Source organism: Streptomyces sp. NPDC104096, from assembly GCF_055584385.1.
In genome coordinates, this window is the sequence record NZ_JBVJMD010000033.1 from 75,745 (window position 1) to 92,025 (window position 16,281).

The 16,281-nt window shown below is 72.0% G+C and carries 14 protein-coding genes and 1 pseudogene; 11 read left to right on the forward strand and 4 right to left on the reverse strand.

The annotated features are described in order from the left end of the window. Positions 1-169: 169 nt before the first annotated feature. From ACZ60B_RS28195 to ACZ60B_RS28205, 3 genes are all read right to left on the reverse strand, one after another. Positions 170-1,507 carry a 6-phospho-beta-glucosidase gene (locus ACZ60B_RS28195; protein WP_469391704.1) on the reverse strand — a complete coding sequence of 446 codons (1,338 nt, stop codon included), beginning with the start codon at positions 1,505-1,507 and terminating at the stop codon, positions 170-172. Between the two features lie 283 nt (positions 1,508-1,790). After that, a complete protein-coding gene (locus ACZ60B_RS28200; protein WP_469391706.1) occupies positions 1,791-2,069 on the reverse strand; it encodes a hypothetical protein in 279 nt (92 codons plus the stop codon). A 131-nt stretch (positions 2,070-2,200) separates the two neighbouring features. Beyond that, positions 2,201-2,803 (reverse strand): TetR/AcrR family transcriptional regulator, encoded by a 603-nt coding sequence (locus ACZ60B_RS28205; RefSeq protein WP_469391708.1) that lies wholly within the window; start codon positions 2,801-2,803, stop codon positions 2,201-2,203. Positions 2,804-2,887: 84 nt separating this feature from the next. On the opposite strand from ACZ60B_RS28205, the gene ACZ60B_RS28210 reads away from it, so the two are divergent. From ACZ60B_RS28210 to ACZ60B_RS28225, 4 genes are all read left to right on the forward strand, one after another. Then, positions 2,888-3,571 (forward strand): SDR family oxidoreductase, encoded by a 684-nt coding sequence (locus ACZ60B_RS28210; protein ID WP_469391710.1) that lies wholly within the window; start codon positions 2,888-2,890, stop codon positions 3,569-3,571. Positions 3,572-3,607: 36 nt separating this feature from the next. Further along, entirely contained in the window at positions 3,608-4,546 is a 939-nt protein-coding gene (locus tag ACZ60B_RS28215; protein WP_469391712.1) for an NADP-dependent oxidoreductase, read from the forward strand. 218 nt (positions 4,547-4,764) lie between these two features. Further along, the gene (locus ACZ60B_RS28220; RefSeq protein ID WP_469391714.1) at positions 4,765-5,445 is read left to right on the forward strand and encodes a DUF4981 domain-containing protein; all 681 of its coding nucleotides are present in this window, start codon (positions 4,765-4,767) and stop codon (positions 5,443-5,445) included. 186 nt (positions 5,446-5,631) lie between these two features. Further along, the gene (locus tag ACZ60B_RS28225) at positions 5,632-6,414 is read left to right on the forward strand and encodes an IclR family transcriptional regulator (protein ID WP_469391716.1); all 783 of its coding nucleotides are present in this window, start codon (positions 5,632-5,634) and stop codon (positions 6,412-6,414) included. On the opposite strand, the gene ACZ60B_RS28230 is transcribed toward ACZ60B_RS28225, so the two are convergent. Continuing rightward, positions 6,402-7,442: a DUF8094 domain-containing protein gene (locus ACZ60B_RS28230; RefSeq protein ID WP_469391718.1), complete on the reverse strand. Its 1,041-nt coding sequence runs from the start codon at positions 7,440-7,442 to the stop codon at positions 6,402-6,404. The two genes, ACZ60B_RS28225 and ACZ60B_RS28230, sit on opposite strands and share 13 nt — an antisense overlap. 153 nt (positions 7,443-7,595) lie before the next feature. Between ACZ60B_RS28230 and ACZ60B_RS28235 the strand changes: the two genes are divergently transcribed. From ACZ60B_RS28235 to ACZ60B_RS28265, 7 genes and pseudogenes are all read left to right on the forward strand, one after another. Beyond that, on the forward strand, positions 7,596-8,840 hold the full coding sequence (locus ACZ60B_RS28235; RefSeq protein WP_469391720.1) for a L,D-transpeptidase: 1,245 nt from the start codon (positions 7,596-7,598) through the stop codon (positions 8,838-8,840). 262 nt (positions 8,841-9,102) lie between these two features. Next, a complete protein-coding gene (locus ACZ60B_RS28240; protein WP_469391722.1) occupies positions 9,103-10,506 on the forward strand; it encodes a glycoside hydrolase family 16 protein in 1,404 nt (467 codons plus the stop codon). A gap of 204 nt (positions 10,507-10,710) precedes the next feature. Beyond that, complete coding sequence (locus ACZ60B_RS28245) at positions 10,711-10,932, forward strand: hypothetical protein (protein WP_351621766.1); 222 nt, start codon at positions 10,711-10,713, stop codon at positions 10,930-10,932. Between the two features lie 1,361 nt (positions 10,933-12,293). Then, positions 12,294-13,439, forward strand: coding sequence for a transaldolase (gene tal / locus ACZ60B_RS28250; RefSeq protein WP_469391725.1), 1,146 nt, complete (start codon positions 12,294-12,296; stop codon positions 13,437-13,439). A 50-nt stretch (positions 13,440-13,489) separates the two neighbouring features. Further along, on the forward strand, positions 13,490-15,055 hold the full coding sequence (zwf, locus tag ACZ60B_RS28255) for a glucose-6-phosphate dehydrogenase (RefSeq protein WP_469391733.1): 1,566 nt from the start codon (positions 13,490-13,492) through the stop codon (positions 15,053-15,055). Then, entirely contained in the window at positions 15,052-15,987 is a 936-nt protein-coding gene (gene opcA, locus ACZ60B_RS28260) for a glucose-6-phosphate dehydrogenase assembly protein OpcA (protein ID WP_469391727.1), read from the forward strand. The genes zwf and opcA overlap by 4 nt, the downstream gene beginning before the upstream one ends. Further along, positions 15,980-16,281 (forward strand): annotated as a pseudogene (locus ACZ60B_RS28265) (glucose-6-phosphate isomerase); the annotation flags it as partial. The gene opcA and the pseudogene ACZ60B_RS28265, both read left to right, overlap by 8 nt.

A 16,281-nucleotide genomic window follows, 5' to 3' on the forward strand; every position in this document is an offset into this window, starting at 1 on the left:
AACGGGCAGCGGGCTCTTCATGGTGAAGGACACGGGGGAACACAGGGAAACCCGAAGGCTCGGGGGAGCACGGGGGTCCCACGGGGGAACGGGGGCTCGGGTCGGTCGGCCGCTGTCACGGGGGGCGACCGGCCGACCCGAAGGGGACGGCCCGGGAGGGCGGTCCGCGCTAACTCAGATACGCCAGGCCGGGATGCGCCCCCGCATAGTCCTCCATCAGCCTGCGGGCCACGCTCACGGAGTCGACGAGCGGGTGCAGCGCGAAGGCCTTCACCGCCGTCGCGCGGGAGCCGGACCCGGCCGCCGCCAGCACCTGGCGCTCGACCCCCTTCACGGCGCAGACCAGGCCGGTGGCATGCTCGGGCAGCGGGGCGACGGCCACGGGGTGGGCGCCGTTGGCGTCGACCAGGCACGGCACCTCGATGACGGCGTCGGCGTCCAGCACGTGCAGGGTGCCCTGGTTGCGGACGTTGAGGATCAGCGTGGTGCGCTCGTCGCGCGCGACGGCCCTCATCAGGGCCAGCGCCACCTTCTCGTACCCGCCGGACAGATCGTCCTCCTCGCGCTCGCCGGCCCCGGCCGACTCCCGGTTCTCCGCCATGTACGTGGCCTCGCGCTCGGCCCGGGTACGGTCCCAGGCCGCCAGCGCCGGGACGTCCGCGCGGGCGGCCTCGGCGTAGAAGCGGGCCTGCTGGTCGAGCAGGAAGGCGCCGCGGGTCTTCTCCGCCTGCCGGTAGGCGTGCACGGCCTCCCGGTTGAAGTAGTAGTAGTGCAGGTACTCGTTGGGGATCGCGCCCAGCGAACGCAGCCAGTCGACGCCGAAGAGCCTGCCCTCCTCGAACGAGCCGAGCAGGCCGGGGTCGGCGAGCAGTCGCGGGAGTTCGTCGCGCCCGGCGACGCGCAGACCGCGCACCCAGCCCAGGTGGTTGAGGCCGACGTAGTCGATCCAGGCCTCGCGCGGGTCCGCGCCGAGCACCCTGGCGATACGGCGGCCCAGCCCGACCGGAGAGTCGCAGATGCCGATGACCCGGTCGCCGAGCAGGCGCGACATGGCCTCGGTGACCAGGCCCGCGGGATTGGTGAAGTTGATGACCCAGGCGTCCGGGGCCAGCCGGGCCACCCGGCGGGCGATGTCGACGGCGACGGGCACCGTGCGCAGGCCGTACGCGATCCCGCCCGCGCCGACCGTCTCCTGGCCGAGGACACCGTGCGCGAGCGCCACCCGTTCGTCGTCCGCGCGGCCCTGGAGACCGCCGACGCGGATCGCGGAGAACACGAAGTCGGCGCCCCGCAGGGCCTCGTCGAGGTCGGTCGTGGCGGTCACCTCGGGCGCGTCCGGCACCCCGGCGGCCTGCTCGGCCAGCACCCGGGTGACGGCGGTCAGCCGTGCGGGGTCCAGGTCGTGCAGCACGACCCGGGTGACCCGGCCCTCGGCCCGGTCGCCGAGCAGCGCCCCGTACACCAGCGGCACACGGAATCCGCCGCCGCCCAGAATCGTCAGCTTCACGCTGCCTCCGCCCTTCCTGTCCGGACCACCCGCGCACCGGCCCCCGCCACGAGGACCCGGGTGTGCCACGACCTGAACGCTAATCGCCGTCCCCGGCCGCCCTCGCACGCCGCCCTGACCGCGCGGGGAGGCGCGGCGGGTTGCGCGTCGGTCTCCCCCGGCCTCCCGGTCCGCGGCCACTGAGACCTTTTCATCCTGAATTCGCAGGTCATAGGCCTGGTGTGGGGTGTGAGTGACGTGCTCCTGCGGGCCAGGACCCTGATCGTTGCGGGGAGATCGTCCGTCACTTCTGGACTTCGGTGTCGGCCAGGACGAGCAGGGCCCGCAGGAGCATGGTCGCGTGGCGGGCATCCATGCGGACCTCGGCCAGGACGCGCCACGACTTGAGGTCGGCGAAGCCGTGCTCGACGGCGGCGCGTTCGCAGCCGGGCAGGCGGTTCGCTTCCTTCTCCGCGTCGGTGAGCTCGTGGCTTTTGGTGGCCTTGCGGACGGTGATGATCACCGGGTCGTCGTCGGCCTGGCGGCCACTGGTACCCGCACCGCCGGGACGGAGGCCGATCAACGGCGCTGACCGGACGCAGGCGGTCCGTGACCCGCGCCGAACGGCATACCTGTCAGCGCGCGGCACCGGATCAGGCGCCCCGTCGGGCCGCGGTCGGAGTGCTCAGCCGACGGCCGGAGCCTGATCATCATTCAAGTCCGGGGCGGCTGGTCGGTGAGGCCGTCCCGGAACGGGGGTCGGATGTCGGCGAGGTCGGCGCGGGCCGCCGAAAGCAGCTGGTCGGAAAGCGGGGTGCCCCTGGTGGCACGGGCGAGGAGGAGGGCTCCGACCAGGGTGGAGAGCTGGGTGAGGCCGTCCCTGCCGGGGGTTTCCAGGAGGGCGGCGAAGCGGGTGACGCCTTCCGCATAGACCCGGTGGGCCTCCTCGTTCCCGGGTTCGCGGGCCATGTCGGCGGCGAGGGCGGCGACCGGGCAGCCGGTGCCGGGGGTGTCGCGGTGCCCGGGCGACAGATAGGTGTCGATCACGGCGTTCCGGGCGGCGGCGGGCTCGCCGGGATGCCGCCCTGCGGTGGCGGTGTGGTCGCGGGTGAGCTCGGCGAAGGCGTGCGCGGTGGCCTCGTCGACCAGGGCCTCCTTGGAGGCGAACTGCTTGTAGAAGCCGCCGTGGGTCAGCCCGGCCGCCTTCATCAGCTCGGCGACGCTGACCTGCGTGCCCTGTTCACGCAGGAGCCGGGACGCCGTTTCGACGACCCTTTCGCGGTTCTTCTCGGCCTGGACGCGCGATACCCGTCCCATCTGCCACCTCCCGATTGGATGTCGTACGACTTCTATCCTATGGTGTTAGTTAGATGACGGACGTAATCTAACTGTGGAGGCGAGATGGATCTCGGAAACGCGGTCGCGGTGGTCACCGGGGCCAACCGGGGGCTGGGGCGTCACCTGGCCGGGCAGCTGGTGCGGCGTGGCGCGAAGGTGTACGCCGGTGCGCGGCGGCCGGAGGGCGTCGACCTGCCAGGGGTGATCCCGCTGCGCATCGATGTGACTGACGAGGAGTCGGTACGGGCTGCCGCGGCGATCGCCTCCGACGCGACGCTGCTGATCAACAACGCCGGGGTCTCCACCGGAGCCCGTCTGCTCGAAGGCGACCTGGAGGCCGTGCGCCGCGAGATGGAGACGAACTTCTTCGGCCCGCTCACGGTCACCCGCGCCTTCGCGCCGGTCATCGAGCACAACGGCGGCGGGACCGTGTTCAACGTGCTCTCGGTCCTCTCCTGGTGGCACCCGGCCGGCCTCGGCTCGTACGCGGCAAGCAAGGCGGCGGCCTGGGCGCAGACCGACGCGGTCCGCGAGGAGCTGGCGCCCCGGGGGATCAGGGTCTCCGCGCTGCACGTCGGGCTGATGGACACCGACATGACAGCCGGGATGCCCGCCGACAAGGCCGACCCCGCGGAGGTCGCCGCACAGGTCCTCGCCGGAATCGAGAGCGGGGCGACCGAGGTCCTCGGCGACCGCACCACCAGGGACGTCAGGCGCGGACTGGGCAGCGTCCCGGCCACCGCCTGAAACCCCACAGAAGAGCAAGAGAGACAGGAGAATTCGATGGGTACGACGATGAAGGCCATCAGCCAGCAGCAGCTCGGTGGGCCCGAGGTGCTGGAGACGGTGACGCGCGAGCGGCCGGTCCCCGGTATCGGGGAGATCCTGATACGGGTCCGCGCGGCGGGTGTGAACCCGGTCGACAGCATGAACCGGCAGACCGGGACACTGGTGGGCGAGCCGCCCTTCGTCCTCGGCTACGACGTGTCGGGCACGGTCGAGGCGACTGGCCCCGGGGTCACCGTGCACCGCGCCGGTGACGAGGTCTTCGGCATGCTGCCCTTCCCGCGCGGCCTCGGGGGCTACGCGCAGTACGTCACCGCGCCCGCCCGGGCCTTCGTCCCCAAGCCGGCGAACCTCACCCACGTCCAGGCCGCGGCGCTGCCGCTGGCCGGGCTGACCGCCTACCAGGCACTGGTGGACACCGCCGGGGTCGGCCCCGGCAGCCGGGTGCTGGTCAACGGGTCGGCCGGCGGGGTCGGGCACCTCGCCGTGCAGATCGCGAAGGCGCGAGGTGCGCATGTGATCGCACTGGCGTCGGCGGCGAACGAGAAGTTCGTCCGCGCACTGGGCGCCGACGAGGTGATCGACCACACCACCGCCCCGAATCTGGCAGCCGTCGCTCCGGCCCTGGACGCCGTACTGGAGACGATCGGCGGGGACTATCCGGCCCGTGCGGTACGGGCGCTGCGCCCCGGCGGAGTGCTCGTCTCGACGCTGCCGCCCACGCTGGCACCGGCCGCCGCGGAGGCCGCGGAGCGCAGGGTGCGGCTGGCAGGGCTGTTCGTGGAGGCCGACCGCCTCGGCATGACCGCGCTCGCCGAGCTGGCCGCCGCCGGACGTCTGGTGCCCACCGTCGCCGCGACCTACCCGCTGGAACGGGCCGGCGAGGCGCAGGCGTCCAAGGCCGGGCCCGGGAAGACGGTGCTCACCGTGGAGTGACCTGCTCGTCCTGGCGAACGCCGAAGTCCACCGGTGACAGACGATCTCCCGAAGAAGATCACTTCCCTGACCGGCGCGAGTACATCACCGCAGACGCACACCAGCCCCGTGACCTGCGAGTCAGGATGAAAACCTCTCACTGGGCGGCCATCGAGGCCACCCCCTGTCTTCAGGGCGGGTTCATCCGGGAGTCCCGGGGCCGGGGAAGGGTGCGACGCGTGAGCGACGGAAGACCGGTCGGGCAGCATGGCTCCGGCCGCCACGGCAACGGTGTCACCTCACCCGGTCGCGTCCGGGCGTACGACGACGGCTCCGGCGAGCCCCGGTACGACGGCGGACCCGTCCCCGGCGGGGTGGGGTGCGCCGACCGCACGCCGCACCCGGGGCGGCCGTCCGGCCCCGGGGAAGTCGTCCTGCTCGCACGGGACTCGACCGCACCGGTGTGGATCCGGTCCTTCCGGCACGAGGGCATCGTCCTCGGCAACCGGCAGCGCACCCGGGACCTCGCCTGGCTGGCGGGCACCTGGGAGCTGGCCGCGGCGGACGGCCGGACCCTGACCGGGCCGGCCCCGCTGCCCGCGCTGCGGCCGGGCGAGACGGCCGCCGTGCCGTTGCCGTTCGCGCTGCCGCGCGACGGCGGCGAGGTCTGGCTGACGCTGCGGGTGACCACGGCCGAGGACCTGCCGTGGGCGCCCCGCGGCGCCGAGGTGTGCGCCCCACGGCTGCGGCTGCTCCCGGCACCGGGACGGCCTCGCCACGGAGCACCCGCGCATACGCCGCCTGCCCATGAGCAGGGCGGGGGCGCGCGGGCCGGTACCGGCCGGCCCGGCCTCCCCCGGGCCGTCGCGCTGCTCGGCACCGGCGGAGCCCGCGCGGACACCGTCGCACTGCCGTACTGACACGCTTCCGGCGGGCGGCGGGTCCTGCCACGTCCACCCGGACTTCGTGGACGTCGTACGCTGAGCCGCTCGCCCCGTTCACGTCGACGCGCAGGAGCCCTGGATGCGTACACTGCACCCCGATCCGGGCCGTCGGCCGCACCGGCCGGGCCCGCCGTCGCCGGGGCCGGGCGGGGACGGCCGGCCGTGACCGGCGCCCGCTCCGCACCCGACCGTCTGCTGGCGGTGCTCGCCGCCTTCGACCACGAGCACCCCGCGCTCTCCCTCACCGACATCGGCCGACGGGCCGGACTGACGCTGACCACGGCCCACCGGCTGGTGGGGGCGCTCACCGCGTGGGGCGCGCTGGAGCGCGACGGGACGGGCACGTACCACATCGGGCTCAGGCTCTGGGAGATCGCCGCCCTCGCCCCGCGCGGGCTCGCGCTGCGCCAGGTCGCGCTGCCGTACCTGGAGGACCTGTACGAGGCGACGCACGAGAACGTGCAACTGGCCGTGCGGGACGGGGCGGACGTCGTCTACATCGAATGGCTCTCCGGTCACTCCTCGGTCGGCGTGCACATCCGGATCGGCGCGCGCTGGCCGCTGCACGCCACCGGCGTCGGGCTCGCGCTGCTCGCCCACGGTGAACCGGAGTTCCAGGAGGGTTACTGCGCGGGCCCGTTGGCGTCCTTCACGCCCCACACCCTCACGGATCCGGCTCGCCTGCGCCGTGAACTGGCCGAAGTCCGGCGCACCGGGGTCGCGGTGAGCAGCCGTCAGGTCACCGACGACGCGCTGTCGGTGGCGGCCGCGATACGCGGGCCGGACGGCGGGGTCGTCGCCGCCGTGTCGGTCGTCGTACCCCACGCCCCTTCCCAGGTACCGGAGTTGGTACCTGCGGTGCGCCTCGCCGCGCGCGGCGTCTCACGGGCGCTGGGCTGGCGACCGGCCCCGGCGGCCGGAGCCCGCGGCGGTCACTGGGCGTAGGTCAGCTGCTCCCGGTACCCGGTGACACGGACCTTCTTCCCCGATGCCGGGACCACGGCCATGGCCATCACCGAGTCGATGCGGGTGAGGGTCAGGACCGTGGTCCGGCCGCCGAGGTAGATCTTGGAGACCACGGGCAGGTCGTCGAGGTGCAGGTCGTTGCCGCCGCACTCGGCCTTGCCCCAGTTCCTGTAGCGGTAGCCGAAGTCGTAGAGGACCAGCGCGCCGCCGTCCTTCGTCCGCACGCCGTACGCCGTGTCGGCACCGCCGGACCCGGCCTCGTACTCGCCTTCGACGCAGTGGTCGTCGAAGGACGCGCGGTTGGCGTAGGCCTTCTTCCAGGCCTTGACGGAGTCGGTCTCGGCGAAGACGGCGGCGGCCTTCTTCCCGCCGGTCACATAGAAGTCCTGGGACAGCGCGACCAGGTCGCCGGCCTTCACCGACCCCACCTTGTCGGCCGTCGCGACCGGGGTGACGAACCCGTCGCCGTCCTCGGCGACGGCCGGCAGCCCGCCGGTGATCTCGCCCACGGCGACCGCCTTCCAGGCCTTGCCGCCCTTGGCCTTCTCGTCGACGACCTGCTTGAAGGCCAGCAGCCGACGGCGGTCCTCGGCGATGCCCTCGCCGGTGATCCGGGTGTCCACCAGGAAGAAGTCGGCCGACCCCTTGGGCGGGATGTGGAAACGGGCGCCCTCGACCGGGTAGGTGAAGGGCTTCTCCGACTCCGTCTGCTCCTTCTTCGTCCAGGCCGGGTACTGATGGAAGGACGCCTTGCTCTGCGACAGCAGCGCGCCGCTCTCCACGGTGGCGGTCTTCTCGCCGTCCTGGGTGGCGTTGGCCGCGTTGTTGACCTCGGCGTAGTTCCGCAGCACGGTCTTCGCGTCCGCGAGCGCGATCACCCCGCCGGTGTCGCCGCCGCCCTTGTCCCCGGACGGTCCGGCGGCCCCGCCGGAGCCCGAACAGGCGCCGAGGGCGAAGGCGCAGAGGGCGGCGCAGACGGGCAGCAGACGGTTACGGCGCAGACTCATGATTCCCCTGTCGTGGTCCGGGCGTGCTCACGACAGGTTAGCGAGTGCACATCCTCACCGAAATCTCAGGTGCCGGAGGGGGATTCAAAGCCCGTACCCAGGTGGGAGTCGCAGGATGCACGCGCATACGTGGACATCTCAGGAAGGCCAACCGTGGGCGTCTCGCACATATCGAACCGGTCCGGGCAGTTGCCGCGGGGGTGGACCCGGCGCGGGGTCCTCGGGGCCCTCGGCGCGGTGTCGGGCGCCGCGCTGACCGGGTGCAGCAGCGCTTCGGCGGACGCCTCGGAGGGGGCGACGACAGCGGCGGCCGCGACCGTGAAGGCCGCCGCGACGAGGCAGCCGACCGTCTCGGTCACGCCCGCCGACGGCACCAGGAAGGCCTCGTTCACCAGCCCGGTCGAGGTCACCGTGACCGACGGCACCCTCGCCTCCGTGACGGTCACCGGCAACGACGGCTCCACCCTGGAGGGTTCGCTCGACGACGCGAAGACCCGGTGGACCTCGGCGCGGAACCCGTACTCGGGCACCAGGTACACGGTCTCGGCACAGGTGGCGGGCGCCGCCGCGCAGAGCGCGACGTTCACCACGAAGTCGCCCGGTGAGACGTTCGTCGGCTACTACACGCCCGAGGCGGGCTCCACCTCCGGCGTCGGCATGCCCGTGTCCCTCACGTTCACCCACGCGGTCGCGGACCGGGCCGCCGTGGAGAAGGCCGTCACGGTGACCGCCGAACCCGCCGTCGAGGTGGTCGGCCACTGGTTCAGCGACACCCGGCTCGACTTCCGGCCCGAGACGTACTGGGCGCCCGGGACGAAGATCACGCTCAGTCTGCGGCTCAAGGACGTCGAGGGCGGGGACGGCGTCTACGGCGTCCAGTCGAAGGACGTCGTCCTCCACATCGGCCGCGAGCAGATCACCACGGTCGACCTCGCCACCAAGCGGATGACGGTGAGGCGGGACGGATCGGTCCACGCCACCTACCCCGTCTCCGGGGGCAGCGCGGAGCACACCACCTGGTCCGGGATCATGGTGATCAGCGAGCGGTTCCGGCAGACCCGCATGGAGTCCTCGACGGTCGGCCTCGGGGACGAGTACGACATCGCGGACGTCCCGCACGCCCAGCGCCTGACCACGTCCGGCACCTTCATCCACGGCAACTACTGGGCCTCCACCTCGGTGTTCGGCAGTCAGAACACCAGTCACGGCTGCGTCGGCCTGCACGACGCCAAGGGCGCGAGCGACCCCGCCGTCGCGGGATACAAGTTCTACGAGAGCTCGATGCTCGGCGACGTCGTGATCGTGAAGAACTCCGGCGAGAAGACCGTCGACCCGGCCAACGGTCTCAACGGCTGGAACCTGTCCTGGGCGGACTGGAAGGCCGGGAGCGCGCTCTGACGCCGGTACGCGGCAGGGCGGCCCGCGGTCACGTGCGGCGACATGACGCTGTCGTGACGTCCAACTGCCGTACCGTCACGGCACATTCATGCATTCATAGGGTTAACTCACCTGCTGCGTAAGGAATTTCTCGGTTTCACCTCTTGACGACGGACGTGCCAGGGAGCACATTGGCCGCACTTTGAGAGCGCTCTCAAGAACCTCGGACGCTCTCCCTGCTCCCCAACACCCGCGCACCCCAATCCGTACCGAGAGGCCCCCCATGAGCCAAACCTCCGGCATGCCCGGGAGGCGGCGCCCCGTCCGGCGCGCCCTCGTCGCCGTCCTCGGCACCCTCGGCCTGGCGGCGATGGCCGCCACCGCCGCCACCCTGCCCGCCAACGCCTCCGCGCCCGGTGCCCCGTCGGGCTGGACCCAGGTCTTCCTCGACGACTTCAACGGCACCGCGGGGACCGGCGTCAACACCGCCAACTGGCAGTACGACACCGGCACTTCGTATCCCGGCGGCGCCGCCAACTGGGGCACCGGCGAGGTCGAGACGATGACGTCGAGCACCAGCAACGTCTCGCTCGACGGCAGCGGCAACCTGCGCATCACCCCGCTGCGCGACTCCGCCGGACGCTGGACCTCGGGCCGCATCGAGACCACGCGGACCGACTTCCAGCCCCCGGCCGGCGGCAAGCTGCGCGTCGAGGCCCGCATCCAGATGCCCAACGTCACCGGCACCGCGGCCGAGGGCTACTGGCCCGCGTTCTGGGCGCTCGGCTCGCCCTACCGGGGCAACTACCAGAACTGGCCGTCCGTCGGCGAGCTGGACATCATGGAGAACGTCCAGGGCCTGAACAAGGTCTGGGCCACGATGCACTGCGGCACCAACCCCGGCGGCCCGTGCAACGAGACCACCGGGATCGGCAACTCCGTCGCCTGTCCGAACACGACCTGTCAGTCCGGCTTCCACACCTACACCATGGAGTGGGACCGCTCGGCGAGCCCCGAGGCGATCCGCTTCTACGTGGACGGCGTCAACTACCACACCGTCACGGCCAGTCAGGTCGACACGACGACGTGGGCCAACGCCACCAACCACGGCTACTTCGTCATCCTGAACGTGGCGATGGGCGGCGGCTTCCCGGACGCGTTCGGCGGCGGACTCGACAACGACACCCAGCCCGGCCACCCGATGGTCGTGGACTACGTGCAGGTGCTCCAGTCGACGGGCGGCGGGAGCGGTACCACGCCTCCGCCGACCGGCAACCGTGACGCCTACAGCGCCGTTCAGGCCGAGTCCTACGACAGCCAGTCCGGTGCCGTCGCCGAGACCACGACCGACACCGGCGGCGGCCAGGACATCGGTTCGCTCGCCAACGGCGACTGGGCGCTGTACAAGGGCGTCAACTTCGGCTCGAGGGCGGCCACCCAGTTCAACGCCCGGGTCGCCAGCGGTGCCGCCTCGGGCGTCAGCGGTCTGGTCGAGGTGCGCCTGGACAGCCGTACCAGCACTCCCGTCGGCAGCTTCGCGCTGGCCAACACGGGCGGCTGGCAGTCCTGGCGGACGGTCCCGGCGAACATCAGCTCGATCACCGGCACTCATGACGTGTACCTGACCTTCACCAGCGGCCAGCCCGCCGACTTCGTGAACGTCAACTGGTTCAACTTCGGGCACTGAGTTTCCCCGACCGACCGCCGGCGGCGCCGGGCGACTCGACCCGCACCGCCGGGTCCCGAGCCCGGCGCCGTCGGCGTGCGCGCCGCCCGGGGCGCCCGCGCCGGGTGCGCCCCCTCCCCCGGCGACCGTTCCGTTCGGGGTCGGTTCGGCAACGAATCGGACGGCCGCAGCGGAGGGGCGCCGCGAAGGCGCATACTGAGGGAGATGACAAAGCCTGCTGCACCGAAGCGTCGTTTGCCCACCAGCCCCTTCAAGGCCCCGGTACCCCCACCGCCGAAGCACTTCGCCGTGGGCGACAAGGTCACGCACGACATATACGGACTCGGCCGGGTGATCGGCATCGAGGACGGCATCGCGGCACTTGTGGACTTCGGCTCCGCGCAGATGCGGATCCTGAGCCCGTACGCCAAGATGACCAAGCTCTAGTGTTGCGACAGGCGGCGTCTGCCCGACGAGGCGGACGGTGCCTGTCGCGACACACCGGGCCCCCAGGGGCCTGCACCGAAACGGAGACCTCTCATCGACCCGACCTCGCTGTTCTCGGCCCTGGAAGGGCAGCCCCGCCGCTCCGCCGAAGCACTGCCACCGCCGGCGACGGACCCCTTCCAGGCCCCGGATTTCGGGGCGGCCGAGGCATTCACCGAGGCCTGCCCGCCCGAGGACACACCGGCCCCCGCCAGGACCCCGCGCACCCCGCGACGCGCACCCCGCACCCCGCGCGCGCCTCGCCCCAGGGCGGCCTAGGGCCTGTCCGGCGGATCATGCCGCGGACGCGGGATCCGGCACGCCCTTCCCCAGAGGGGTTCCCAGCGGCGTCTTCGTCGGTCGCCGACGTCCCCCAGCCTTCGGCCGGGGGGCGCCCCCACCGCGTCGACTCCCTCCTCCGCCTCGCCGCCGGACGCTCCCCCGAGCTCTCGGCTCCGCTCGAGCAGCGAACACCCCCGGTGCCCCCTTCACCCGGGCCGATACGGCATCGCCGCTTTCCTGCGACTTGATCCGCCGGACAAGCCCTGGCGCCACCGGGCGACAACACACGGACGGCCGCGCCCGGACCGGAACCTGCTCCCACCGGCCGCGCCCGCGCACACGCCTGGAGCGCGGTCGAACACTTCGACGTGCGCGCCCGCGCCCGGGTGAAGGCCGGCGCTTTCTGCGCGCCGGCCTCGACAGCCCCGACTCCGCATCGTCAGGGCGTTTCGTGGTGCCCGCTCTCCCTCCGGCGCACCACCGCCGTCCCGCGTTCGCCGCAAACTGACGCACCCCACCTTCCCACTTAAAAGTCAGACTTTTAAGATTGAACACGTCAGACGACAGACGGCGCTCGATCTTTCAAAAGGTGATGAATCACGTTCCCGCGAATCCCGGGGTGGGCCGACCGTGACCTCTTCGCCCCGTCCTCGGGCACGCCCGGCGGCACGCACCGCCCGGGGCGGGCCGATCGCGGTGTGGCCGGGCCTCGCCGCCCGCGAGACGCTGGAGGCCGAGGGGATCGGCCCCGGTGGTGCCGATGCCCTGCGCGGAGTGGTCCGGGGAACGGTCGCACCCCTGCCGAGAGCGTGCCCTTCCGCCGTCCGTGCGGGCCCGCGTCGCAATCGAGGGCGGGATCGGTCCGACGGGGTACCGGTTCACAGGGGACGCGGGACGCACCGCCTCCCTCGAACGTCCCGGCGCCCGCGCCGGCACCCGGACTCGTCGCGCCGCCCATCGCCTCACCCCCGACAACGTCGCAGCGAACGCCCGGGAATCCCTGGCCGCCGCGCGCGGTTGATCCGACGGCAGGAAAGAAGATGATCACAGTGAACGAAGCGACCGCGACCGCGGGAGCACTTGAGCGCCTCGCCGACGAAGGCGTCTCGATCTGGCTGGACGACCTCTCGCGCAGCCGGATCACCTCCGGCAACCTCGCCGGACTCGTCGAGAAGAAACACGTGGTGGGGGTGACCACCAACCCCTCGATCTTCCAGGCCGCCATCGGCTCCGGCGAGGGCTACCAGGAGCAGCTCGCCGAGCTGGCGGTGCGGGGCGTCACGGTGGACGAGGCCGTACGGATGATGACGACCGCCGATGTGCGGGCGGCCGCCGACGTCCTGCGCCCGGTGCACGAGGCGACCGGCGGCCGCGACGGCCGGGTCTCGATCGAGGTCGACCCCCGGCTCGCCCACGACACGCGGGCCACCGTCGCCGAGGCGCGGCAGCTCGCCTGGCTGGTGGACCGCCCCAACGTCATGATCAAGATTCCGGCGACGAAGGCGGGGCTGCCGGCGATCACCGAGGTCCTCGGCCTGGGCATCAGCGTCAACGTCACGTTGATCTTCTCCCTGGAGCGCTACCGCGAGGTCATGGACGCCTACCTCGCGGGGCTGGAGAAGGCGCGGACGCGCGGCCTGGACCTGTCCGGGATCCACTCGGTCGCCTCCTTCTTCGTCTCCCGCGTCGACAGCGAGATCGACAAGCGGCTGACGGTGCTCGGCACGGGCGAGGCCCTGGCCCTGAAGGGGAGGGCGGCGCTGGCCAACGCGCGGCTCGCCTACGAGGCGTACGAGGACGTCTTCGGCGGTGCGCGCTTCGGCGCCCTCACCGGCGCGGGTGCCAACCGGCAGCGCCCGCTGTGGGCCTCCACCGGGGTGAAGGACCCGGCGTACAAGGACACGCTGTACGTGGACGAACTGGTCGCCCCCGGCACGGTCAACACCATGCCGGAGGCCACCCTCGACGCCACCGCCGACCACGGGGACATCCACGGCGACACGGTGACCGGCGGCTACGACCGGGCCCGTGCCGACCTCGCCGCCGTCGAGGGGCTCGGGATCTCCTACGACGAGGTGGTGGCGCAGTTGGAGGACGAGGGCGTCGCCAAGTTCCGGGCGGCCTGGCAGGACCTGCTGGACGCCGTGACGAAGTCGATGGACAGCAAGGGAGTTGACGCGCGATGACCAGCACGCCCGACCAGGGGACGGCCCAGGAGGAGGCGCACGCCCCGGCCATGCCCGCGCCGGAGGAGGTGCACGTCCCGGTCATGCCGGCGTCGGAATGGGTGAACCCGCTGCGGTCCGGCCGCGACCGCCGCCTCCCGCGGATCGCCGGGCCGTCCGGACTCGTCATCTTCGGCGTGACCGGCGACCTGTCCCGCAAGAAGCTGATGCCGGCCGTCTACGACCTGGCCAACCGCGGTCTGCTGCCGCCGGGTTTCTCGCTCGTCGGCTTCGCCCGCCGCGACTGGGAGGACCAGGACTTCGCGCAGGTCGTGCACGACGCGGTGCGCGAGCACTCCCGCACGGAGTTCCGCGAGGAGGTCTGGCAGCAGCTCGCCGAGGGCATGCGGTTCGTCCCCGGCGACTTCGACGACGACACCGCCTTCAAGCAACTGCGGGAGGCCGTCGAGGAGCTGGACACCTCCCGGGGCACCGGCGGCAACTTCGCCTTCTACCTCTCCGTACCGCCCAAGTTCTTCCCGAAGGTCGTCCGGCAGCTGAAGCGGCACGGTCTGGCGAACGCGCCGGAGGGAGCCTGGCGGCGCGCGGTCATCGAGAAGCCGTTCGGCCACGACCTGGCCAGCGCCCGGGAGCTCAACCGGGTGGTGCACGACGTGTTCGACCCGGACCAGGTGTTCCGCATCGACCACTACCTCGGCAAGGAGACCGTCCAGAACATTCTGGCGCTGCGTTTCCCCAACCAGATGTACGAGCCGATCTGGAACCGGTCGTACGTCGACCATGTGCAGATCACCATGGCGGAGGACATCGGCATCGGCGGCCGGGCGGGCTACTACGACGGCATCGGCTCGGCCCGTGACGTCATCCAGAACCACCTGCTCCAGCTGCTGGCGCTGACCGCGATGGAGGAGCCCATCGCCTTCGACGCCGAGGCGCTGCTCACCGAGAAGCTCAAGGTGCTGAAGTCGGTGCGGCTGCCGGAGGACCTGGGCGCGCACACCGTCCGGGGGCAGTACGCGCAGAGCTGGCAGGGCGGCGAGAAGGTGCCCGGCTATCTCCAGGAGGACGGCATCGACCCGGGGTCGACGACCGACACCTACGCGGCGGTCAAGCTGGAGATCGACAACCGCCGTTGGGCGGGCGTCCCGTTCTATCTGCGGACCGGCAAGCGGCTGGGCCGCCGGGTGACCGAGATCGCGGTGGTGTTCAAGCGCGCCCCGCACTCCCCCTTCGACTCCACCGCCACCGAGGAACTCGGCCAGAACGCGATCGTCATCCGGGTCCAGCCCGACGAGGGCATGACGGTGCGGTTCGGTTCGAAGGTCCCGGGTACCTCGATGGAGATCCGGGACGTGACGATGGACTTCGCGTACGGCGAGTCGTTCACGGAGTCCAGCCCGGAGGCGTACGAGCGGCTCATCCTGGACGTGCTGCTCGGCGACGCCAATCTGTTCCCCCGTCACCAGGAAGTGGAAGAGTCCTGGAAGATCCTCGACCCGATCGAGGAGTACTGGGCGGCGCACGGCCGACCGGCCCAGTACCCGTCGGGCAGCTGGGGACCCGAGGAAGCCGACGAGATGCTCGCACGAGACGGACGGAGCTGGCGCAGGCCATGAAGATCGACCTGACCGACACCACGGCAAGCAAGATCAACAAGGCGTTGGTGCAGGGCCGCCACGCCATCGGCACACCCGCCGTGGGCATGGTCCTGACGATGGTGGTCGTCACCGACGAGGAGAACGCCTACGACTCGATCAAGGCCGCCGAGGAGGCCTCGCACGAGCATCCCTCGCGGACCCTGGTCGTCATCAAGCGGCACGCCCGTAGCCCGCGCGACCGCACCAACTCCCGCCTCGACGCCGAGGTGCGGGTGGGCGCGGACGCCGGCACCGGCGAGACGGTCGTGCTGCGCACCTACGGCGAGGTGTCCGACCACGCCGACTCGGTGGTGCTGCCGCTGCTGCTGCCGGACGCGCCGGTCGTGGTGTGGTGGCCGGTGGACGCGCCCGACGTGCCCGCCAAGGACCCGCTGGGCGCACTCGCCCAGCGCCGCATCACCGACATGTACGCCGTCGACCAGCCCCTGAAGGCGCTGGAGGCGCGGGCGAAGTCGTACGCGCCCGGCGACACCGACCTCGCCTGGACCCGGCTGACGCCCTGGCGTTCGATGCTGGCCGCGGCCCTGGACCAGGCGCGGACGAAGATCTCCTCGGCGACCGTGGAGAGCGAGGCCGACAACCCCAGCGCCGAACTGCTCGCCCGCTGGCTGGAGGCCCGGCTGAAGGTCGGTGTGGACCGGGTGGTCACCGCCGGCCCGGTGGTCACGGCCGTACGGCTCGGCGTCGAGGGCGGCGAGATCGTCATCGACCGCCCCGAGGGCCCGCTGGCCACGCTGTCCCTGCCGGGTCAGCCGCCGCGCACCCTCGCGCTGAAGGTCCGCCCCACCTCCGAACTCATCGCCGAGGAGCTTCGCCGCCTCGACGCCGACGAGATGTACGCCGTGGCCCTGCGCGGCGAAGGCACCAAGGAGATCCCCACCCATGTCTGACTCCCCCAGGCTCACCCGGCGCCCGCAGTGGACCGCGCTGGCCGACCACCGCGCCGGATGGCAGCAGGGCCCGCAGTTGCGTGAGCTGTTCGCGTCCGACCCGGGGCGCGCGGAGCGCTACGTGGTGCGCGTCGGCGATCTGCGGATCGACTACTCCAAGCACCTCGTCACCGACGAGACCCTCGCCCTCCTCCAGGAACTGGCCGCCGCCACCGACGTGTTCGGGCTGCGGGACGCGATGTTCCGCGGCGAGAAGATCAACACCACCGAGGACCGGGCGGTCCTGCACACCGC

Bases quoted from the DNA above. Each gene is read 5' to 3' on its own strand.
- ACZ60B_RS28205 (WP_469391708.1), bottom strand. From the start codon at position 2,803: ATGGGACGGGTATCGCGCGTCCAGGCCGAGAAGAACCGCGAAAGGGTC.
- ACZ60B_RS28210 (WP_469391710.1), top strand. From the start codon at position 2,888: ATGGATCTCGGAAACGCGGTCGCGGTGGTCACCGGGGCCAACCGGGGG.
- ACZ60B_RS28215 (WP_469391712.1), top strand. From the start codon at position 3,608: ATGGGTACGACGATGAAGGCCATCAGCCAGCAGCAGCTCGGTGGGCCC.
- ACZ60B_RS28230 (WP_469391718.1), bottom strand. From the start codon at position 7,442: ATGAGTCTGCGCCGTAACCGTCTGCTGCCCGTCTGCGCCGCCCTCTGC.
- ACZ60B_RS28240 (WP_469391722.1), top strand. From the start codon at position 9,103: ATGAGCCAAACCTCCGGCATGCCCGGGAGGCGGCGCCCCGTCCGGCGC.
- ACZ60B_RS28245 (WP_351621766.1), top strand. From the start codon at position 10,711: ATGACAAAGCCTGCTGCACCGAAGCGTCGTTTGCCCACCAGCCCCTTC.
- tal (WP_469391725.1), top strand. From the start codon at position 12,294: ATGATCACAGTGAACGAAGCGACCGCGACCGCGGGAGCACTTGAGCGC.
- zwf (WP_469391733.1), top strand. From the start codon at position 13,490: ATGCCCGCGCCGGAGGAGGTGCACGTCCCGGTCATGCCGGCGTCGGAA.
- opcA (WP_469391727.1), top strand. From the start codon at position 15,052: ATGAAGATCGACCTGACCGACACCACGGCAAGCAAGATCAACAAGGCG.